This is a genomic window from Mycobacterium sp. IDUB_28, assembly GCF_055419285.1.
Genome location: NZ_JBVAXK010000023.1, coordinates 1 through 17970, shown reverse-complemented (window position 1 = coordinate 17970; position 17970 = coordinate 1). Strand labels below are relative to the sequence as shown.

Annotated in this window: 24 protein-coding genes; 11 read left to right on the top strand and 13 right to left on the bottom strand. The window is 64.6% G+C overall.

Going from position 1 to position 17970, the window contains the following annotated elements; genetic code table 11:
* Window position 1: 1 nt before the first annotated feature.
* The 5 genes from ACZYZ9_RS25905 to ACZYZ9_RS25885 all read right to left on the bottom strand — a co-directional run bounded on the left by ACZYZ9_RS25905 (window position 2) and on the right by ACZYZ9_RS25885 (window position 2115).
* Complete coding sequence (locus ACZYZ9_RS25905; RefSeq protein ID WP_055577140.1) at window positions 2-238, bottom strand: hypothetical protein; 237 nt, start codon at window positions 236-238, stop codon at window positions 2-4.
* 59 nt (window positions 239-297) lie between these two features.
* On the bottom strand, window positions 298-561 hold the full coding sequence (locus ACZYZ9_RS25900) for a hypothetical protein (protein ID WP_463829024.1): 264 nt from the start codon (window positions 559-561) through the stop codon (window positions 298-300).
* On the bottom strand, window positions 558-893 hold the full coding sequence (locus tag ACZYZ9_RS25895) for a hypothetical protein (protein ID WP_463829023.1): 336 nt from the start codon (window positions 891-893) through the stop codon (window positions 558-560). The genes ACZYZ9_RS25900 and ACZYZ9_RS25895 overlap by 4 nt, the downstream gene beginning before the upstream one ends.
* Before the next feature lie 102 nt (window positions 894-995).
* Window positions 996-1322, bottom strand: coding sequence for a hypothetical protein (locus ACZYZ9_RS25890; RefSeq protein WP_463829022.1), 327 nt, complete (start codon window positions 1320-1322; stop codon window positions 996-998).
* A 67-nt stretch (window positions 1323-1389) separates the two neighbouring features.
* The gene (locus tag ACZYZ9_RS25885) at window positions 1390-2115 is read right to left on the bottom strand and encodes a hypothetical protein (RefSeq protein WP_463829021.1); all 726 of its coding nucleotides are present in this window, start codon (window positions 2113-2115) and stop codon (window positions 1390-1392) included.
* A gap of 309 nt (window positions 2116-2424) precedes the next feature.
* Between ACZYZ9_RS25885 and ACZYZ9_RS25880 the strand changes: the two genes are divergently transcribed.
* Entirely contained in the window at window positions 2425-2601 is a 177-nt protein-coding gene (locus tag ACZYZ9_RS25880) for a hypothetical protein (RefSeq protein ID WP_463829020.1), read from the top strand.
* 542 nt (window positions 2602-3143) lie between these two features.
* Complete coding sequence (locus tag ACZYZ9_RS25875) at window positions 3144-3467, top strand: hypothetical protein (RefSeq protein ID WP_463829019.1); 324 nt, start codon at window positions 3144-3146, stop codon at window positions 3465-3467.
* Between the two features lie 858 nt (window positions 3468-4325).
* Here ACZYZ9_RS25875 and ACZYZ9_RS25870 read toward each other — a convergent pair.
* Window positions 4326-4631 carry a hypothetical protein gene (locus ACZYZ9_RS25870; RefSeq protein WP_418011088.1) on the bottom strand — a complete coding sequence of 102 codons (306 nt, stop codon included), beginning with the start codon at window positions 4629-4631 and terminating at the stop codon, window positions 4326-4328.
* A 204-nt stretch (window positions 4632-4835) separates the two neighbouring features.
* The gene (locus ACZYZ9_RS25865; protein ID WP_463829018.1) at window positions 4836-5456 is read right to left on the bottom strand and encodes a hypothetical protein; all 621 of its coding nucleotides are present in this window, start codon (window positions 5454-5456) and stop codon (window positions 4836-4838) included.
* Between the two features lie 255 nt (window positions 5457-5711).
* Here ACZYZ9_RS25865 and ACZYZ9_RS25860 point away from each other — a divergent pair, with 255 nt between their 5' ends.
* The 5 genes from ACZYZ9_RS25860 to ACZYZ9_RS25840 all read left to right on the top strand — a co-directional run bounded on the left by ACZYZ9_RS25860 (window position 5712) and on the right by ACZYZ9_RS25840 (window position 8936).
* The gene (locus ACZYZ9_RS25860) at window positions 5712-6308 is read left to right on the top strand and encodes a recombinase family protein (RefSeq protein ID WP_463829017.1); all 597 of its coding nucleotides are present in this window, start codon (window positions 5712-5714) and stop codon (window positions 6306-6308) included.
* Window positions 6305-7132: an abortive infection family protein gene (locus ACZYZ9_RS25855; RefSeq protein ID WP_463829016.1), complete on the top strand. Its 828-nt coding sequence runs from the start codon at window positions 6305-6307 to the stop codon at window positions 7130-7132. The genes ACZYZ9_RS25860 and ACZYZ9_RS25855 overlap by 4 nt, the downstream gene beginning before the upstream one ends.
* Before the next feature lie 65 nt (window positions 7133-7197).
* Window positions 7198-7530, top strand: coding sequence for a hypothetical protein (locus ACZYZ9_RS25850; protein WP_463829015.1), 333 nt, complete (start codon window positions 7198-7200; stop codon window positions 7528-7530).
* Window positions 7531-7789: 259 nt separating this feature from the next.
* On the top strand, window positions 7790-8509 hold the full coding sequence (locus ACZYZ9_RS25845; RefSeq protein ID WP_463829014.1) for a ParA family protein: 720 nt from the start codon (window positions 7790-7792) through the stop codon (window positions 8507-8509).
* Window positions 8510-8657: 148 nt separating this feature from the next.
* A complete protein-coding gene (locus ACZYZ9_RS25840) occupies window positions 8658-8936 on the top strand; it encodes a hypothetical protein (RefSeq protein ID WP_463829013.1) in 279 nt (92 codons plus the stop codon).
* A 317-nt stretch (window positions 8937-9253) separates the two neighbouring features.
* On the opposite strand, the gene ACZYZ9_RS25835 is transcribed toward ACZYZ9_RS25840, so the two are convergent.
* Window positions 9254-9463 (bottom strand): antitoxin VbhA family protein, encoded by a 210-nt coding sequence (locus ACZYZ9_RS25835; protein WP_463829012.1) that lies wholly within the window; start codon window positions 9461-9463, stop codon window positions 9254-9256.
* Window positions 9464-9554: 91 nt separating this feature from the next.
* Here ACZYZ9_RS25835 and ACZYZ9_RS25830 point away from each other — a divergent pair, with 91 nt between their 5' ends.
* From ACZYZ9_RS25830 to mobF, 4 genes are all read left to right on the top strand, one after another.
* Entirely contained in the window at window positions 9555-10286 is a 732-nt protein-coding gene (locus ACZYZ9_RS25830) for an NYN domain-containing protein (RefSeq protein ID WP_463829011.1), read from the top strand.
* Between the two features lie 238 nt (window positions 10287-10524).
* On the top strand, window positions 10525-10722 hold the full coding sequence (locus ACZYZ9_RS25825; RefSeq protein ID WP_463829010.1) for a toxin-antitoxin system: 198 nt from the start codon (window positions 10525-10527) through the stop codon (window positions 10720-10722).
* 273 nt (window positions 10723-10995) lie between these two features.
* Window positions 10996-12222 carry a helix-turn-helix domain-containing protein gene (locus ACZYZ9_RS25820; protein WP_463829009.1) on the top strand — a complete coding sequence of 409 codons (1227 nt, stop codon included), beginning with the start codon at window positions 10996-10998 and terminating at the stop codon, window positions 12220-12222.
* Between the two features lie 337 nt (window positions 12223-12559).
* Window positions 12560-15415 carry a MobF family relaxase gene (mobF, locus tag ACZYZ9_RS25815; RefSeq protein WP_463829008.1) on the top strand — a complete coding sequence of 952 codons (2856 nt, stop codon included), beginning with the start codon at window positions 12560-12562 and terminating at the stop codon, window positions 15413-15415.
* Window position 15416: 1 nt separating this feature from the next.
* On the opposite strand, the gene ACZYZ9_RS25810 is transcribed toward mobF, so the two are convergent.
* The 5 genes from ACZYZ9_RS25810 to ACZYZ9_RS25790 form a co-directional block, all read right to left on the bottom strand.
* A complete protein-coding gene (locus ACZYZ9_RS25810; protein WP_463829007.1) occupies window positions 15417-15653 on the bottom strand; it encodes a LuxR family transcriptional regulator in 237 nt (78 codons plus the stop codon).
* Between the two features lie 59 nt (window positions 15654-15712).
* Complete coding sequence (locus tag ACZYZ9_RS25805) at window positions 15713-15985, bottom strand: hypothetical protein (protein WP_463829006.1); 273 nt, start codon at window positions 15983-15985, stop codon at window positions 15713-15715.
* Window positions 15982-16206: a hypothetical protein gene (locus tag ACZYZ9_RS25800; protein ID WP_463829005.1), complete on the bottom strand. Its 225-nt coding sequence runs from the start codon at window positions 16204-16206 to the stop codon at window positions 15982-15984. Before ACZYZ9_RS25800 ends, ACZYZ9_RS25805 begins: the two co-directional genes overlap by 4 nt.
* Before the next feature lie 213 nt (window positions 16207-16419).
* Window positions 16420-16746, bottom strand: a complete 327-nt coding sequence (locus tag ACZYZ9_RS25795; RefSeq protein ID WP_463829004.1) for a hypothetical protein — start codon at window positions 16744-16746, stop codon at window positions 16420-16422.
* A gap of 66 nt (window positions 16747-16812) precedes the next feature.
* Window positions 16813-17742, bottom strand: a complete 930-nt coding sequence (locus ACZYZ9_RS25790; RefSeq protein ID WP_463829003.1) for a hypothetical protein — start codon at window positions 17740-17742, stop codon at window positions 16813-16815.
* Between the last annotated feature and the right edge of the window lie 228 nt (window positions 17743-17970).

Sequence of the window (17970 nt, the reverse complement as noted above, 5' to 3'; positions counted from 1 at the left end):
CTTAGTCCGAACCCGCTGGGCCAGAAGGGTTTCGACGGTCCTTGTACTTCAAGAAGCTATCGACGGCTTGCGGCGATACACCCAGCTGCGCAGCAATCCAGGTCTGGCCGCGCCCCAGCGCAATCAACGCTGCGGCGGCATCGCGGCGCCGCTGGCGCGCTGCGATGATTTCCGCGGTCAACCGCTGCAGATCGGCGTGGGCGGCCAGCAGCTGCTTGAGCGCGCGACTTTCCTGCACGCCGCAGATTCTTGCAGACCGTCTTGAAATTCCTCAACCAACCCAGCCGCCGCAGCTAGTCAATGGATTGCGGCACCCATCGCCGCGACGACTGCGGCGTTGATCACGTCCTCCAATTGCCCAGCAGTGCAACCGGTCATGCACAGCGGCGATAACCACAACCGCACCAACCGCCCATCGTCTGCGACCTCGACAGCGATGCTGGCATTTACGCTCTCATGTCCATGGCCACCCGGGTCATCACAGACCGCCGCCAGCAGATCCTGCACGCGATGCAGCCGTTCCACGACGCGACCCGCCAAGTCCGCCTCCGACGGCGTCATGTTGACCTGGCGTCGAGCAGCGCGGCGAACCTATCGACCTGCGCCGGCGACACCACCCGCTGGCCCGCCGCCGACACGTCCCCCGCGGCTTGCTGCCTCAGCTGAAATCTCATGTACGCCAACGTATTCAACTGAACAATCTGCCCCGCCAACTCCGCGGCCGACAGCGCCATCACCGCCGGGGTCAACCGCACCCCCGCCCACGCACCCTGCCTCGTCAACGCGACACGGATAGCTCCGCTCCGCGAGACTGCCTCGAAGCCGTCTCCTGTCGCGCAGTCGGCACCAAACACGATCATCAGCGCCCCGTCCCGTAGAGCAACCCAGCTCATCAAGATGAACTTGATAGTAAGGGAATGCAGATGCTCTCGTCAAGATACACTTGACGCGAGATTCGGCCGCTCAGTGACGAATTCGCCGCTTTATGGCTGAATTTAGGTCGCTTCCCCCGTTTGATTCAAACGTTCCACAATTTCCGCGACATCGGCAGGCACCGGAACTCCGAACTCCTCCGCGTTGGCGACCACCCTGGCCGCCAACGCTCTGTTCATCGCACTCGCCTGCGCGTCGACAGCCTCTACCAGGCCACTCAACGCACCCCACATCGAGCCGCCGCCCAACTCCGGCGCGGCGGGTATCGGCGAATGTGTGGACAGCTCGCGTACACAGTCGAACTGCATGGCCATCGAATCCGCAGCAAATGCCGGCCACGCAATAGCCGCCTGTACCCCGGCGTCGATATTGCTCTGATTCTCATCCATAGCGAGCACGGTACGGCGCAACCCCAACTTCACGCCACCAGTAGCGCACGAAACCGAGTTGCTGCCCTCAGCGGTTGGCTCTGGCTTCTCCAGCCGCCTCGTCCTCAAGCGGCCGCAGCATTGGCTCCAGCATGGCCGCGAAATCACCGACGCAGGCCGCCGCCGCAGCGTAAGCCATGTCGGTCAGCGAAGGTGGCTGGTGAGCCCAGCCTCCCACTACCTCCATGGTGCGAGCGACCAGCCACTCAGCTTGATAGACGACGCGCCCGCCGGTGTCGGCTTCGACGTCGCGCCCTGGATTCGAGCTCGTTGACGTGTAATAAAGACGGGCTTCCAAGGCGAAATCCTCCCACGCCTTTTGCGGGATTACATCGCCAGAGCCGAGCACATCCCACATCTGCCGCAATGGTGGTGGACAGTCCACACCGCCACCCCCGTGCCGCACACCGTCCATCATCTCCATCGCCAACGGGACCATCACCCGGTTCAGCACAGCACCGCCGTTCCAGTCGGCAAGGCGGGTGATGCGCGGAAAGAGCTCAGGCCACTGGACCGCCAGTCGGTGTGCGTGCATGTCGTCGAGCACCGGCGGTGCGGGAAGCAGCTCGTTATAGTCCCGCGGGCACGACGCATGCTCGACACCGAATTCGCGCAAGGCGTCAACAACTTTGCTGGTAGTGGCCGCCGCGATCAAACGCGCGCCCCCGCGACTGCGGAGCCGCGCGTACTCTACCAGCACGCGAGCCGGGTCCAGCCAACCGAACCATCGCTCGCGAAAAGCGTTATCCACCAACGGGTCCACCGTCAACAGCCGTGCCGACCGTGGAACGAACACCCGTGCGGAATGTAACCAAATCCTTCGTTGGACATGAACACGGTCTCGGTCGCTGAGCCGGACTCAGAGCGAAACACTCCTACCGCCCAATCGATCACCGGGTACAGCGCCGCATCGCCATCGCGGCGAAGTTGGATCGCTAAAGCCTTCGCAGCCAACAACTCTGGGGATTCACTGGGCACTCGCGCAGGCCGTGCGCTTCCAGCGCTCACGACCGGTGCCGGAACCAGCGCCGCCCCAGCGCCACCCACTCCGCCAGAAGCGACCGTGGGCACCCCCCCGCCAGACCCGCTGACCGGACCCGCAGGAGCTGTCACCGACGCTGAGCCTGCCGGCAGCCCAGGCGGCGCTGGCGGGGCACCCATACCCGGCGACGGCAACATCATCGGCGGAGCAGCAGCACCCGCACCGCCGGATGCGCCCGCAGCCGGTACCGGCGCGTGAGCACCCGGCATCCCGATACCACTCGCCGAGGCCGGTGTGGCCTGCCCCGCGGACAGGCCCGCAGCGGGCACACCACCCGCCGAACTCGCGGCCGGTCCCCCACCCGCTGCCGTGGCCGCCGGCGGCACCCCGCCGAAACTCGCACCACCCGCCGAGCCCGCGGCCAAACCTTGACTGAACGCGGCCGAGGGCTGGCTGAGCCCCGGGACTGCCGACGATGGCGCGCCGCCACCTGTGGACAGACTCGACGGAAGGCCTCCGGCTGCCGAGCTTGAAGCTCGGCCAAGTCCCGAGGACAACCCCGACATCGGAGTTCCAGCCCCCACACCACCACCCCCGAGTCCGCCGCCAAGCCCACCGGATGACATTCCGCCTATACCCCCAGCGCCGGAAATTCCGCCGTCCGTTAACGGCGAGGGTGGCATCACACGGGGTGGCTGAGGGGGTGATGTTATTCCGCCGCCGGACAAATTTCCGCGCAACTGAGGATTGGACGCAAAAGGATCGTCCGTAGCGCCGCTGCCACCGCTACCAGACTCGCCGTGCTGTTCGCCCTTCTTTTTCGGCCCGCGCATTTGCGGGTCGCCATCAAGCGCCTGAGTAGGGTCCGGAGGCGTGTCGAGAGGCGCGCCGCCACGACCCAGAATTCCCGTGGCAATCGGTTCAACGCGACCTTGCATACGCGCATGGAGACTCGTTATGCCACCTACGAATTCGGAGTGGACCGCCAGCGCTTGGGCATGTCGGGCGGCGATGATCGACGCCCGCTGGGTGGGTGGTGCCGCGGCAAGCTCATCGTGCGCGTCGGCATCGATCCGGTCAAGCGCCCGGTTCAAGGCATATTGAAGTTCGGTAGCTTCGCGTAAGCCTGAGTCCAGGTGTTGCAGAATCGACGCGATTTGGCCGTGGTCGACGCCCATCCGCTGGTGGGCGGTGATCATAGCTTCGCTTGCGGAACCTTCTGTTGCCGATGAAAGCTTCACTGCTGCAACACGATACGAATTTCCTACGTCTTCGTGAACACCTCGTGCCGTTCGGAATTCGGCGCGTGCAGGTTCTAAACCGCTGTACCGCGACCACATCCACGGCGGCACAATCGAATCTGAATACGGACGACCCTCTGTGCGTGGGAGCATTTAGTTACCCACAAACCGAGCGGACTTTTGCAGCCGCATCAATTCCTCGTTGCGCTGCAGCGTTCGCGACGTCGGCGGCGGCATGTTGACCGTCTGCGGCGACCATATCGATGGTCGCAGAGATGTATTCGGCTATGGCGCCGGCGACACTTGGGGGCGCCGCTGGGGCAATGTGTTGTCGTAAGTATTCGACCTGGATCAAGATGCCGGACTCGGCTTCGGAGAGACTCCGTACCGTCACTGGGTCATCCCAAGCTGGCGGCGAGTTTACGAATGCGCTGCGGGCGGCGACCATTGCTTTGGACGCCGCCCGCCATGCGTCGCACGCTTCGCGTTTTGCGGCGGTGACTTCATTAGGTGCGGCAGTTCTTGGTGGCGTCGGTTCGATGGGTGCCGAAGGTGATTGCGATGCAGAACGGTGTGTCAACGCCGCGGCGCTCACCCCCGCGGCTGCAATGGCTACGACGAGTGCCGTGATTGTCAGGAGTCGCCCACTACGGCCCGCGGTTGGCGGCTGGTATCCCGTTTCCGCCATGCCTGATGGACCGTGCTGCTGCGCCGCTGGCGGCGCGAATGGTTCCGGAAGCGTCATGCTGTCTCGCCGACTTGCCCTAGTTCACCGGCATTAGCGGTGTCCATTTCTGACAGGGTGGCGAACCCCGCGGCGCTTGCGGTGCCGAGCCTTTCACCACGTGAACTGACCGTTTGTGTAACTGCCTGATGGACACCATATCCCCAGGTATGAAGCGCAGCTAATGCTGCATCGAAAGCACTAACGCCGCCGCCGCTCAGTGGGAGGGCAGGGGCGTCGTCAACATTCGTCCTCAACCCCTCCGCGGCCGCTCGGGCGGCAATAGCCGGTGCTTCCGAATCAACAACCACACGTTCAGCCATAGCGCACAGCGTAGAAGCGGGGGCTGACATCGCGCCACCATCGACAAAGAGCGCGCGGATGACCATGCGGCTCAGGGTAAGCGGGGCGGGCGGCGGCGTAGTGACATTGCGCCAACCGTTCGCATCAAGAACGTAACTTCAACCGAGCGCGTCGGTTCCGCACGAGTGGTCTCGTTGTCTTCGATGCTCGACACATTCGACGCCTCAGTCTTGGTCGCTGGTGTCGTCCTCAAGGCCCAGGTCGAGCTGCCGAAGCCGTTCATCTTCTCGGGCGATCTTCGCCGGCCGGAGCCCCACGTGAATACAGCCAGCTATGCCGACGATCACTATGAATGCTATGCCCAGGGCGCCACCAATTTGGACGTTCTCCGTCGTAAGGGCACTATCGCCACTTTCCGCCACGAGTACTACTGACGCCACTATCAGGAATCCGAACAGCGCCGCACACGCGCCGACGACCCATACCACTGTCAACTGCGCCTGCGTCAACATGCGCCGCCGCCGCGCCAGATTCATCGCCGCCCGCCGCCGCTCATCAGCCTTGCGGTCACGGCGGGCCTGAACTGCGCCCGCGCACAGCAGCACACCGATGATCAGGATCGGGGACCACCCGACAATGAATCCCAACCACTTCGGGCCCGGCGGCGGCAACAGGATGACCGCAATCAAGATCAGGCCGACCGGAAGAGTGGACTCGTAGAAGGTCTTTGACAGGTTGCGGTCGCGTGAAGGGCGCCACAAGCGGTACAGCCAGATTGGACCACCGATTGCCAGCAGCACCGCCAACGGCGATATCCCGGTGTGCAGTGTCGCTTCCTCCGCCATGTTCCTCACGTTAAGGGCAAACTGTGACACGACGTGTTCAACTGCGCACGAGCCCGCGTCGCTCGGCAGTTTGACCAAGACGCCCGGATGGACGCCGGTGGGTGTTCAAACCAAACCGTCTCATTTCTAGGGAAATGAGACACCCAATAGGAAGCCCCTCTGTCCACTATCGGCCCAGGTCGCGGCGTCTCATTTCTTGTCTCACATCGCGTGTCTCAGATTCTCGATGTCGGAGGGCAATGAGACGGTAGCGGTGTGACAACGATTCTCGGATACGCCCGTGTGAGTACCGCGGGCCAGGACCTCGATGCGCAGCTAGCCGCGCTTGCTGCCCAGCGCGTCGAATCCAGCCATATTTTCACCGACAAGCTCTCAGGTGCGGTGAACACCGACCGGCCAGGCCTGGCAGCCCTGCTGCACTATGCGCGCGAAGGTGACACCGTGATCGTTACCGCCATCGATCGTCTCGGGCGATCCGTAACAGAAATAACACGTACCATCGCCGAACTAGGTGAACGCCGAATCCTGTTGCGCGCCATACGTGAAGGGGTAGATACGGGCACCCCGACAGGTCGTGCCGTCGCCACCATCATGGCCACCCTGGCCGAGCTTGAACTTGAACTCGGCCGAGAGCGCCGCGCTGTTTCTCGGGCCTCCCGGCGAGCACGCTCTCTACCGGCCACCAAGCCCGCCAAACTCACCCTTGAGCGACAGCAGCAGCTCCGTCGTCTCGCCGAGACGGGAGAGCCTGTCCACGAACTTGCCAAAGCGTTCGGCATCAGCCGAGCAACGGCATACCGCTACGTTTCTGCGCCCGCAGCCAATCCAGCACCGGAGTCGATTCAACCGTGAATCTGACCGAACTGGGCGCAGCCCTAGGCCCCTTCTTCGATATCCCAGGGAGCCCCTCACACAAGCAGCTCCGCGACGCATTCACCCGCCACGGGCTCAGCAATCTCGACCCGGCGCCAGAAGGAAAAACACCGAACGGGACCCCCCTGGGCAAGATGAACCGAATACGACATGTCTTCACCGCACCGGCAGCACACACCATGACCGCGGGATTGCCGTTGGCCCGAGAACTTGTGGCGCTTTGTCGTGCTCACGGGGGCTTTAACCCCAGCAGCGAAAGCTATGCCGGCAGCGGGAAAGTGACCCAGCTCGTCCAGGCCTTCGCCACTCTCGGGTTCACTCTCGACCCTGACGGATCGTTACGACCGACCGTGATCGACAACCTCAGCGGCACGGAACTCACCGCGGCGCTGCGCACCTATGTTGACAGGATCAACCTCAACCCCGACGACGCCCCGCTACAGCTAGGCACGGGAAAAGAACTCGATGAAGCCGCGGCCCGACACGTTCTGAAAGAGCTTGTGGGCGACTACTCGGTGTCGGACAACTTCCCAGTCACGTTGACCGGCGCTTTCACCGCGATCGGCATGGCCACCCCCACGGAGCTGCCAAAGCTCGATACCGACCCGCACCGTGCAGTGCATCAATGCCTGTTCCTGCTGGCCATCGCAGTCAATCGACTCCGAAACGACGCCGGCACCGGCCACGGACGACCTGGACAACCACGCAAGACCACCGCGTTGAACCCAGCGGAAGCCCGCCTCGTCGCACGCGCAACCGCACTAGTCGCAGGAGCGCTGCTCGACAAACTCGACGGCGACTGAGGGTTCTTTGCGGCTGTGTCTAAGACCGTCGATTGGTAGGACAGCGCCGTGAAAGACTGGCGGCTATGGATGATCGAGCAGCGGAGATGGCACGCCACTCGAAGAACGTCACGGCCGCCGTCGAAGCCATGAGCGGGCTTTTGGAGGGGTATGACCATGCCGCGGCGACCGGCGGCGCCCCCGACCCCGGTCTGATCGACTACATCACTAGGCAAATGGTCCGCGATGGCGAATCGATTCCCGCCGGCATCTGGGATCTGCTGAGCGGACTGACCGCGTTGAACTACTTGCTGCTGGCGCGCGTCGAGGAACTCAGCGGCGTCCCGAAGCAGGTGTCTCTCGACCTATACGCCGACGCGGCCAAAAAGCTCAACGGCGACGCCAAGCCAAGCGAGTGATCTCACGACCATCCCCGACGTCTAGTTGACGACGTCAACCGCGAACACCGTATCGCCCGGAAACGCCTACGCCCTGCTCATCACCTTGAGCCTCGCCCAGCTAGTGTGTTAGGCAATTACAGCGCTCTAACGCTTTAACGCCTTATCGTTTGGAGCTACCGAAAAGTCGAGCGCTGAAGTGAGTAAACCTATACAGCGTTGTAACGCTCTAACGATTTAACGCTCTAGCATTAGGGCGCTATAACGTTATGATGCTCGGGTGACTGCAATTGTCGTATGCCACTCCCGAAAAGGGGGGGTTGGCAAGTCCTTCATCGCTTACGAGCTGGCGTCCCTGCTTGGCGCCGTCCTTGTCGACCTCGAACACGACGGCGGGGGAGTCACCACCAAATGGGGATATCGCCCCCAAGACCACCCCCGTGCTCGACTGCTTGATGCGCTCGAGCCAGGCGTAGCCGCGCCTCGGCCCTTGCGTGGCTTCAAGAAGCCCACTCTGGTCCCCGGACATCCCGACCTCTACGACCATCAACCCGACGCCACCACCATGGCCGACGCCCTCACCAAGTGGGCTCAAGAATGGGACACGGACTGGATCGTCGTTGACACCCACCCAGGCGCCAGTCCCGCCGCCCACGGCGCCCTCGCCGTCGCCAACATCGTGCTGGCGCCGACTGCTCTGCGAACCGCGGAACTCGACGCCACCGCCGAGCTGGTCAACGAAATCGCGGATTATCCGCTGGTCATTGTCCCGAACTTTGTCCCCACCACGCCGCCGGCCGCAGAAATACAGCGCCTCCGCCAGATCATCGAGAACACTCCCGTGCAGGTCGCTCCCCCGATCCCCACCGCCCTGCACGTCGGCACCCGCAAGAAGCGCATCGCGATCACCGCCGAAAACCCACCGGCTAAATCCTTGCAACGTGTCGCCGACGCCCTCGGCAACCTGGCCACTTTCGTGAAGGGATACGTTGATGGCTGACGGACTGGACTCACTCACCGCGATGCGCAACAAGACAACCTCGCGGCGGGCCGTGCCGCCACCGCGCCACCCACCTCGTCAAACACCCGTTTCGATGCCCGAGACGACACCACCGCCGATCCCACCGGTCGCCCCTTCGCCAGAGGCCATGGCTATCAGCCCAGTGCCGGTGTCTCAGCTCAGTACCGATGCCGGTGGCTCCAAGTTGGCCAAGGTCTCGATCTACCTCGACGAGCGCACCGACGTCTACCTTGAAACGGTCCGCGGCGCGGCGCGGGCCACTAAGCCCCGTGTGGACGCCACCCGCAGTGCTGTTGTGCGTCTGGCTCTCAACCGTCTGGCCGACCAACTCAGCCCGGGCGAGGTCGTCGCCGAACTCCAACGGAACGCCGCAGGTCACACCGGACCCGGACGCAAACGCGCCTAACCTTATAGCGCTATAACGCTGTAAGCGTAGCGTGGCAACGACCCTTCACCGGGATGATGAATCGTTGCGGGGGAGTACCCTTCCTCGCCGCCAATTGTGGTGAACGTGGCGGTGCTGGCTGTCAAGGCCACGCCGCTTACGCGGTCGACCACGGTCGAGCCTTGACAGCCAGCACCACCACGCACAACAGCGGCCAGTACGAGGAAGGGCATGCCATGGAACCGTACGTAACAACGCCTCCGCAGCCGGATTCCCCCGCCTTACCAAGACTTCACAACCAAGCGCTCAAAGGCTATTTGAGCAGCCCAGACCCATAACTAGCCACTCTGAGTCAGGCTCGCCACGTAGTCCTCGACGGAGGTATGACCCGTTGCCGTATCGATGATGGCCGCGACATCGCCGCGACTTGGCTTCCAACCTTCCAGCACATTACTGGCGATCGCGTTATTCACGATCCGGCGGGTTTCAGCGCTTAAACCTACGAACAAATCAGGCCAGCGATCTATCGCTCCGCAGCCTTTGCGCATGAGCGAATTCTAGCCTGGCTAACCGCAAAGCTAGCGTTCAATTCGGTGTCGCGGGCGGCCGTTGCACCCCGTATCGCTAGCGTCGCTGGCCATGAGGGTAGGTGTGTACATCGACGGGTTCAACCTCTACTACGGCGGCCGCGGGCTATGCGGAAAAGGTGCACCGGGCTGGCGATGGCTCGACGTGCGCGCACTGGCTGCTCGCCTGGTCACCAATCACTCAGCCTGGACCAACACCGCGATTGAGCGGGTGATCTATTGCACCGCCGTCATCTCTGGTGCCGACAACCCGGTAGGTAACCGCGAACAAGACGTGTACCTGCGTGCCCTACAGCGCTCTCAGACAACCAGCCACATCGAACTGGGCAACTACGTACACCGGGTAGCGCGCGCGCCGCTGGCCACCCCTGACCGCAAGGGGCGACCCGTTCTAGCGCGCCCCGGCGGCCTGCTCATGGTCAAAGACGCAACCGGCCAAGACGACCCTGCCGCGGTGTTCGTGGTCTCCACAGCCCGACGTGAAGAAAAAGGCTCCGACGTCAACGTGGCCTCCCACCTCCTGCTCGACATCCTTGAACAGCGCATCGATGCCGCCGTGATCATCAGCAATGACAGCGACCTCAAATTTCCGGTGCAGACCGCGCGCGATCGCGTCCCGGTAGGCACCGTGAATCCTTCCCGCAGCCCACTCGCGGGAAAACTCCGCGGTCAACCGGGCGACGGCGTCGGCAATCACTGGTGGTACCAACTCACACCCGCGGACTTCCAGGCCTGCCAGCTCGCCGATCCCACCAACGGTGTACCCAAGCCCCCGCCGTGGTGACATGCCCGACAAAGGAGGGGAATTGCGTGCATGCAATGCACGTTGCATAATTACGCCATACCACCCGTCCCTGCTGGGGGCGGGTTTTTTCATTGCCGTTTTGTGTTCGCGAGGTCTATGGCCGCTCTTAGCGGCTATTGCCACACCGAACGTGTCGCGGCAGTCCATAACAAAAACATCACGGAGCTGGCGGCGTGTCGGTACCCGGTACCGCGCCTTGCCCGCAAAGATCAGGTACATGGCACAGCCGCATAAAGGTGATCGCGAACAGATCAAAGTACGCGCCGCGGCGGTCGTCTACGGCCGCCTACGCGAAATGGCCGCCGAGCGCGGCACCAGTGTTAGTCAACTCTCCGCGGATCTGCTTGCGATCGCTGTCGGGCACCCCGAAGCCGTTCGCGAGTTGGACAGGGAGGTTTTGCCCTTGGCGATGTAAGCCACCGCGGCCCGGGCACACAGGTCCGGGCAGATGGGAAAAATTCCATAGCGGTGTGGACGACTCACTGATATGACAAAGGCCCCGCATTGCGGGGCCCTGTCGAAAGGGTTTGAACCGAGTTACCAGCTCGGTTCCGGGTCCGCACCCGTTGCCCCCTGAAAGGGACGTGACTTGGGAGTCTCGTCTCACGGTAGCGCATATCTGGGCGGGGTTCCAGATTTTGCTGCGTGCCGTGATCCACTTTTTTCCACACCACGTGTGGACAGCTCGGTGCGTGTGTATCGCGGCTGTACCGCGGCGCGCCCGCGCCGCGGTGTCATCCGCACCGCTGGTGTTACCGAGGTGTTGGCGATGCGGCGCGGCCGGCGCCTGGCCGGCCGGGACCTGCCGCCCCCGAGCGCGTTCGTCGCCCTCAACCTCGACGCCCGCGCCTATGCCGGGGTGCCGTGCTGGAGCGCCGGCCCCACCGATTGGGCGCACCTCACCGTGGCGGTCGCCTACGACCTGCACTACCAGCACGTGCGGTCGTCGATGTGCAACGGGGGCATCGCCAAACCCACCCTGATCGTGATCGCCGCTGCCATGGCCCGCTACGCCGACCGCAGCACCGGACGGGGCTGCCGACCCACCAACGCCCAACTCGAACGCGACACCGGCTATGACGAACGCACCATCCAACGCGCCCACGAATGCCTGCGCCTGCTCGGAGTAGCCACTGAGGTCCTGCGCGGCCGCCAACGCACCTACACCGAACGGATGGCCTCCTGGCGCATGGGCGATCGCCACCGCGGCTGGGCCTCGGTCTGGGCACTGCACGACAACGCCCACACCACCCGGACGGTGACCAGGCTTGTGCACAGCTTGTCACCCCACCTGGAACGGTCCCCACTAACCACTGAACCCTCCTGTTTGAGAAAGCTGGTTACTACCCACGCGGGCGCGCACCGCGCCCGGCACCGCGGCGCTACGCGCCGCCGAGCACCCGACGAGGCGGGCCGGCGCTTGGCGGGGCGGTGGCGCGCTGATCCGCATGCCCCACCGTGGGCCCGCAGGTTCAGCGCCGGCAGTTGGTCGGCGATGCTGGCCGCACCGGCCGCCGCTGGCTGGACACCGGCCGATCTGACCACGCTCGTCAACGAATGGTTGGGCACCGGGCACCGTATCCCGGACAATCCGGCGCGTCCGATCGCCCTGTTGGGGTCGTTGCTGGCGTGGTACACCGCCCACAACACCCTGAACGCTCGGCCGGCCGCCCTCGACGAGGCGCGCGAAGCCCAACAACGCGCCGCCGCGCTAGCGCGGGCGCGCACGTCGGCGCGTGAACGCGCCGACTACGCCGCAGCCCGCGCCCGCGGAAAAGCCGCCGCCACCGGACCCGGGCGCGCCGCGGCGTTCGCCGCGCTCGCAGTCGCCCAACGCGCAGCCGCGGCGCGACGCACTGCAACTGTCGCATCGTCCGCCGCCGCGCCGTGGCCACCGCTGCCCCAGCACCGATAGCTGCCCCGGCCACTCTGTCGCGTCGATGGTCAGTCGTCGCGACAGGTCAGGCGGCAACGGCCACGTCGCGTTTGGATCTGTTTGCAAGCCCTTCAGCAAAACTTTGACGCTTCCCTGCATTTCCGTTGCTTGCCTTCTCCCAAAGACTTTCTCCGCCACTACCGACGTGCCCCCCGCATCCTTCTAACGGTTCGCCGTTTGCCCCTTCCCGAACCCCGCGTCTGCAGCCCCCTTTGCAACCCAGTTAAAGCAATTGGCACACTTGCACAATTTTGTGCAAGACTGGTTGGTGGCGCGCTCAGCGCGCCACCAGTGCGGTGGTCGAGGGGGTGGGTGGGTGTTGACGCTTTCGCGGATGAAGCAGTGGTCGATCGCCTATTACATCGAGACTGCGGCGGCGGCTGAGGTGGCTACGGATGCGGTGCGGGCAAATGGTGGGTTGGGGGAGTATTACTCCGAGCACAACACGCGGGCGCCGGTGTGGGTGGTGGCTGGGGATGTCCGGGCCGCGGCGGATTTGGTGGGGTTGAGCAAGGCGGATCGGGTGGGTGGTCCGGCGGACTCGGCGGTGGTGGCGCGCTGGTTCGATGACGGGGTCGCGCCCAACGGGGCGCGGGGGCGCAAGTTTTCCGCGTCGGATAACCATGGGTTTGATTTGACGTTTTGCGCGCCGAAGTCGGTGTCGTTGCTGCGCGCGTTCGGCACCGATGTGACACGCAAGGCGGTGGTGGATGCGCATGCGGCGGCGGTCAGTGAAGCGCTGGAGTATCTGCATGCGCACGCGGGATACACGCGGGTGCATAACAAGGTGACCGGCAAGAAGGATTTGCTGCGGTTGCCGGGGCTGGTGGCGGTGGCCTATCAGCATGAGACGTCGCGGGCGGGGGATCCGCATCTGCACACCCATGTGACGCTGCCGAACAAGCAGGCGCGCGGTGACGGCAAGCTGGTGTCGATCGATTCCGATTCGTTGTTTCATGAAGCGCGGGCGGCCGGGATCATCTATCAGGCGACGTTGCGCCGTCAGCTGCATCACGCGCTCGGCATTGAGTGGGGGCCGGTGGATGTGGTCAGCGGGATGGCGGAGCTGGCCGGGGCGTCGGCGGCCACGATCGCGGCGTGGTCGCAGCGGGCCACTCAGTTGCGGGAATGGGCCGCCAACAAGTTGGTGATCGTGGACGGGGCACCGACGCAGGGGCAGTTGGCGACGGCACAAAAGGCCACCCGCCCGAAGAAGCCCGAACATTTGTCGTGGGCTGAGCTGCGCGAGCAGTGGGCCGCCGATCCGCGTGATTTCACGATCAATATGGAGGAGCAACGCGCGGCCGCGGCCGCCCGCCGCGAGACCGCCGCGCAAGATGCGGCGGTGTTTGATCGGCGCCGTCTGGCCGCGATCGCCGCGGATATCGATAAGGCGGCGTTCACGCGCGCGGACTTGATCGAGATCATCGGTGCGCAGCTGCCGATCGAGGTGGACGGCGATGGGCGTTCGGTGCGCGAGCAGCTTGAGGACGCCGCCGATTCGGTCGGGATGCGGATCAGCGCGCCACGGCAGGCCCATCACCGCGAAGGACACGAGCGCTACACGATCGACTGGGTGCTGGGTGAGGAACTGCTGCTGTTGCGCACCGTGGATGCGCGTGATCAGCGTGCGGTGATTCCTATGGGCGTGGGTGATGTCGGGGGATTATCGCCGGATCAGAGCCAGGCGGTGCGCAGTATCGCCGCGGCGCCGTGGCTGGTCGCTCCGCTGCTGGCCCCCGCCGGGGCCGGCAAAACCCATTCGCTGCACGCATTGCGCCGCGCGGCTCGGCGCGATCGGCGGCAGGTGGTGGTCCTGGCGCCGAACGGCCGTGCGGTCGACGGGGCGTTGCAGCAGGGCGCCGGCGATGTCGGCTACACCGTCGACAAAGCGCTGCTGGAACTGCGCGCGGGCCGCCTGCACTGGGATGGGCGCACCACTGTGGTGGTCATCGATGAAGCCGCGATGGTCGGCAACGGCCAACTGCGCGAGGTGCTGGCGGCCACCACCGCGGCGGGGATCAAAACCGTGCTGGTGGGCGATCCCTTCCAACTCGGTCCGGTCCGCAAACGCGGCGGCATGTTCGAACAACTCTGCACCGACCTGCCCTGGACGCAACGGCTTTCCGAAGTCTGGCGGATGCACGACCCGCAAGAGCGCGAAGCCTCGCTGGCGTTGCGCAACGGTGGGCCAGCTCCGCTGCGCCGGGCCGTGGAATGGTATCGCCGCCACGATCGGCTGCACTGCGGCGATGAAGTCACCATGGCCCAAGACGCCTATCGCGCCTACCTGGCCGATCGCGACGCCGGTAACGACGCGTTGCTCATCGCTGATACCTGGGAGCTGTGCGATCAACTGAACACCCGTATCCACGCGGTCACCGTGAATGGGCAGGCACCGACCGTGACCGGAGCGCGCGGTCATCGGCTGGCCGAAGGCGACCTCATTGTCAGCCGACGAAACGACACCACCAACGACATCAAGGTCTTTGACTACCGCGCCGGGGCCACCACACCCTCAAAGACCGCCGGGCCGGTGCGCAACGGGCAACGCTGGGAAGTGCTGGCCGTCGATCCCGACAATGCCCGCATCGCGGCGCGGCGCCTCGAGGACAACGCCCGCGTCGTCTTCCACGGCGACTACCTACGCCAGCACGTCCATCACGGCTACGCGCTGACCCTGCAAGCCTGCCAAGGGCAGACCGCGGACACCTGCACCCAACTGATCAAGACCACCGCTGATCGCGGCACCCTCTACATGGGCGCCACCCGCGGCCGCGACACCAACCGCATCATGATCTACGACAAAATCGGCGCCGAAGGCGACCACGAACACGGCGAACCCACCCCCGGTGTGCACGTCGCACGACGCGGCACCAGCGCCGAGGCCGCACGTCTGATGCGCACCATCACCAGCCGCAACGACCGCGCCCGCACCGCCCATGACGTCGCCGCCGAGGTCGACACCCACCACCTGCCCGAGCGGGTCGTCTCCCTGATCGCCGAACGCGCCCAGGCCGTGCCTCGCCGCCGCGCCGCCTACCAACGGTGGACCAACACCGCCCTGGACCGCGACCTGCAACGCCAGCAGCGCATCCAACGCGTCTGGGACCTCCACCGGCGACGCAGCCAATCCCGCAGCATCGACGAGGGCCACGGCCTCGACCTGTGAGTTAGCCCGAACCTGCTGGGCTAGTAGGGTTTCGACGGTCCTTGTACTTCAGGAAGCTATCGACGGCTTGCGGCGATACACCCAGCTGCGCAGCAATCCAGGTCTGGCCGCGGCCCAGCGCAATCAACGCTGCGGCGGCATCGCGGCGCCGCTGGCGCGCTGCGATGATTTCCGCGGTCAACCGCTGCAGATCGGCGTGGGCGGCCAGCAGCTGTTTGAGCGCGCGACTTTCCTGCACGCCGCAGATTCTTGCAGACCGTCTTGAAATTCCTCAACCAACCCAGCCGCCGCAGCTAGTCAATGGATTGCGGCACCCATTGCCGCGACGACTGCGGCGTTGATCACGTCCTCCAATTGCCCAGCAGTGCAACCGGTCATGCACAGCGGCGATAACGACAACCGCACCAACCGCACCAACCGCCCATCGTCTGCGACCTCGACAGCGATGCTGGCATTTACGCTCTCATGTCCATGGCCACCCGGGTCATCACAGACCGACGCCAGCAGATCCTGCACGCGATGCAGCCGTTCCACGACGCGACCCGCCAAGTCCGCCTCCGACGGCGTCATGTTGACCTGGCGTCGAGCAGCGCGGCGAACCTATCGACCTGCGCCGGCGACACCACCCGCTGGCCCGCCGCCGACACGTCCCCCGCGGCTTGCTGCCTCAGCTGAAATCTCATGTACGCCAACGTGTTCAACTGAACAATCTGCCCCGCCAACTCTGCGGCCGACAGCGCCATCGCCGCCGGGGTCAACCGCACCCCCGCCCACGCACCCTGCCTCGTCAACGAGACACGGATAGCTCCGCTCCGCGAGACTGCCTCGAAGCCGTCTCCTGTCGCGCAGTCGGCACCAAACACGATCATTAGCGCCCCGTCCCGTAGAGCAACCCAGCTCATCAAGATGAGCTTGATATTAAGGGAATGCAGATGCGCTCGTCAAGATACACTTGACGCGAGATTCGGCCGCTCAGTGACGAATTCGCCGCTTTATGGCTGAATTTAGGTCACTTCTCCCGTTTGATTCAAACGTTCCACAATTTCCGCGACATCGGCAGGCACCGGAACTCCGAACTCCTCCGCGTTGGCGACCACCCTGGCCGCCAACGCTCTGTTCATCGCACTCGCCTGCGCGTCGACAGCCTCTACCAGGCCACTCAACGCACCCCACATCGAGCCGCCTTCCTGCCCCGGCGCGGTGGGCATCGGCGAATGTGTGGGCAGCTGGCGTACACAGTCGAATTGCACGGCCATCGAATCGGCAGCAAATGCCGGCCACGCAATAGCCGCCTCCACCCCGGCGTCGATGTCACTCTGGTTCTCATCCATAGCGAGCACGGTACGGCGCAACCCCAACTTCACGCCACCAGAAACGACGAAAATGAATTGCTGCCCTCAGCGGTTGGCTCTGGCTTCTCCGGCCGCCTCGTCCTCAAGCGGCCGCAGCATTGGCTCCAGCGTGGCCGCGAAATCACCGACGCAGGCCGCGGCGGCCGCGTAAGCCATGTCGGCTAGCGAAGGTGGCTGGTGAGCCCAGCCTCCCACTACCTCCATGGTGCGAGCGACCAGCCACTCAGCTTGATAGACGACGCGCCCGCTCGTGTCGGCTTCGACGTCGCGCCCTGGATTCGAGCTCGTCGTCGTGTAATAAAGACGGGCTTCTAAATGGAAATCATCCCACGCCTTTTGCGGGATTACATCGCCAGAGCCGAGCACATCCCACATCTGCCGCAGTGGGGGTGGACAGTCCACACCGCCACCCCCGTGCTGCACCCCGTCCATCATCTCCATCACTAGCGGGACCATCACCCGGTTCAGCACAGCACCGCCGTTCCAGTCGGCAAGGCGGGTGATGCGCGGAAAGAGATCGGGCCACTGGACCGCCAGTCGGTGTGCGTGCATGTCGTCAAGCACCGGCGGTGCGGGAAGCAGCTCGTTATAGTCCCGCGGGCACGACGCATGCTCGACACCGAATTCGCGCAAGGCGTCAACAACTTTGCTGGTAGTTGCCGCCGCGACTAAACGCGCACCTCCGCGACTGCGGAGCCGCGCGTACTCCACCAGCACGCGAGCCGGGTCCAGCCAACCGAACCATCGCTCGCGAAAAGCGTTATCCACCAACGGGTCCACCGTCAACAGCCGTGCCGACCGTGGAACGAACACGCCGTGCGGAATGTAACCAAATCCTTCGTTGGACATGAACACGGTCTCGGTCGCTGAGCCGGACTCAGAGCGAAACACTCCTACCGCCCAATCGATCACCGGGTACAGCGCCGCATCGCCATCGCGGCGAAGTTGGATCGCTAAAGCCTTCGCAGCCAACAACTCTGGGGATTCGGTGGGGGCTCGTGTAGGGCGTGCGCTTCCAGCGCTCACGACCGGTGCCGGAACCAGCGCCGCCCCAGCGCCACCCACTCCGCCAGAAGCGACCGTGGGCACCCCCCCGCCAGACCCGCTGACCGGACCCGCAGGAGCTGTCACCGACGCTGAGCCTGCCGGCAGCCCAGGCGGCGCTGGCGGGGCACCCATACCCGGCGACGGCAACATCATCGG

What these genes read in the sequence shown, in the direction of transcription:
- ACZYZ9_RS25900 (WP_463829024.1), bottom strand. Translation starts at nt 561, where the DNA reads ATGACGCCGTCGGAGGCGGACTTGGCGGGTCGCGTCGTGGAACGGCTG.
- ACZYZ9_RS25895 (WP_463829023.1), bottom strand. Translation starts at nt 893, where the DNA reads ATGAGCTGGGTTGCTCTACGGGACGGGGCGCTGATGATCGTGTTTGGT.
- ACZYZ9_RS25890 (WP_463829022.1), bottom strand. Translation starts at nt 1,322, where the DNA reads ATGGATGAGAATCAGAGCAATATCGACGCCGGGGTACAGGCGGCTATT.
- ACZYZ9_RS25870 (WP_418011088.1), bottom strand. Translation starts at nt 4,631, where the DNA reads ATGGCTGAACGTGTGGTTGTTGATTCGGAAGCACCGGCTATTGCCGCC.
- ACZYZ9_RS25865 (WP_463829018.1), bottom strand. Translation starts at nt 5,456, where the DNA reads ATGGCGGAGGAAGCGACACTGCACACCGGGATATCGCCGTTGGCGGTG.
- ACZYZ9_RS25850 (WP_463829015.1), top strand. Translation starts at nt 7,198, where the DNA reads ATGGATGATCGAGCAGCGGAGATGGCACGCCACTCGAAGAACGTCACG.
- ACZYZ9_RS25840 (WP_463829013.1), top strand. Translation starts at nt 8,658, where the DNA reads ATGGCTATCAGCCCAGTGCCGGTGTCTCAGCTCAGTACCGATGCCGGT.
- ACZYZ9_RS25835 (WP_463829012.1), bottom strand. Translation starts at nt 9,463, where the DNA reads ATGCGCAAAGGCTGCGGAGCGATAGATCGCTGGCCTGATTTGTTCGTA.
- ACZYZ9_RS25830 (WP_463829011.1), top strand. Translation starts at nt 9,555, where the DNA reads ATGAGGGTAGGTGTGTACATCGACGGGTTCAACCTCTACTACGGCGGC.
- ACZYZ9_RS25825 (WP_463829010.1), top strand. Translation starts at nt 10,525, where the DNA reads ATGGCACAGCCGCATAAAGGTGATCGCGAACAGATCAAAGTACGCGCC.
- ACZYZ9_RS25805 (WP_463829006.1), bottom strand. Translation starts at nt 15,985, where the DNA reads ATGACGCCGTCGGAGGCGGACTTGGCGGGTCGCGTCGTGGAACGGCTG.
- ACZYZ9_RS25795 (WP_463829004.1), bottom strand. Translation starts at nt 16,746, where the DNA reads ATGGATGAGAACCAGAGTGACATCGACGCCGGGGTGGAGGCGGCTATT.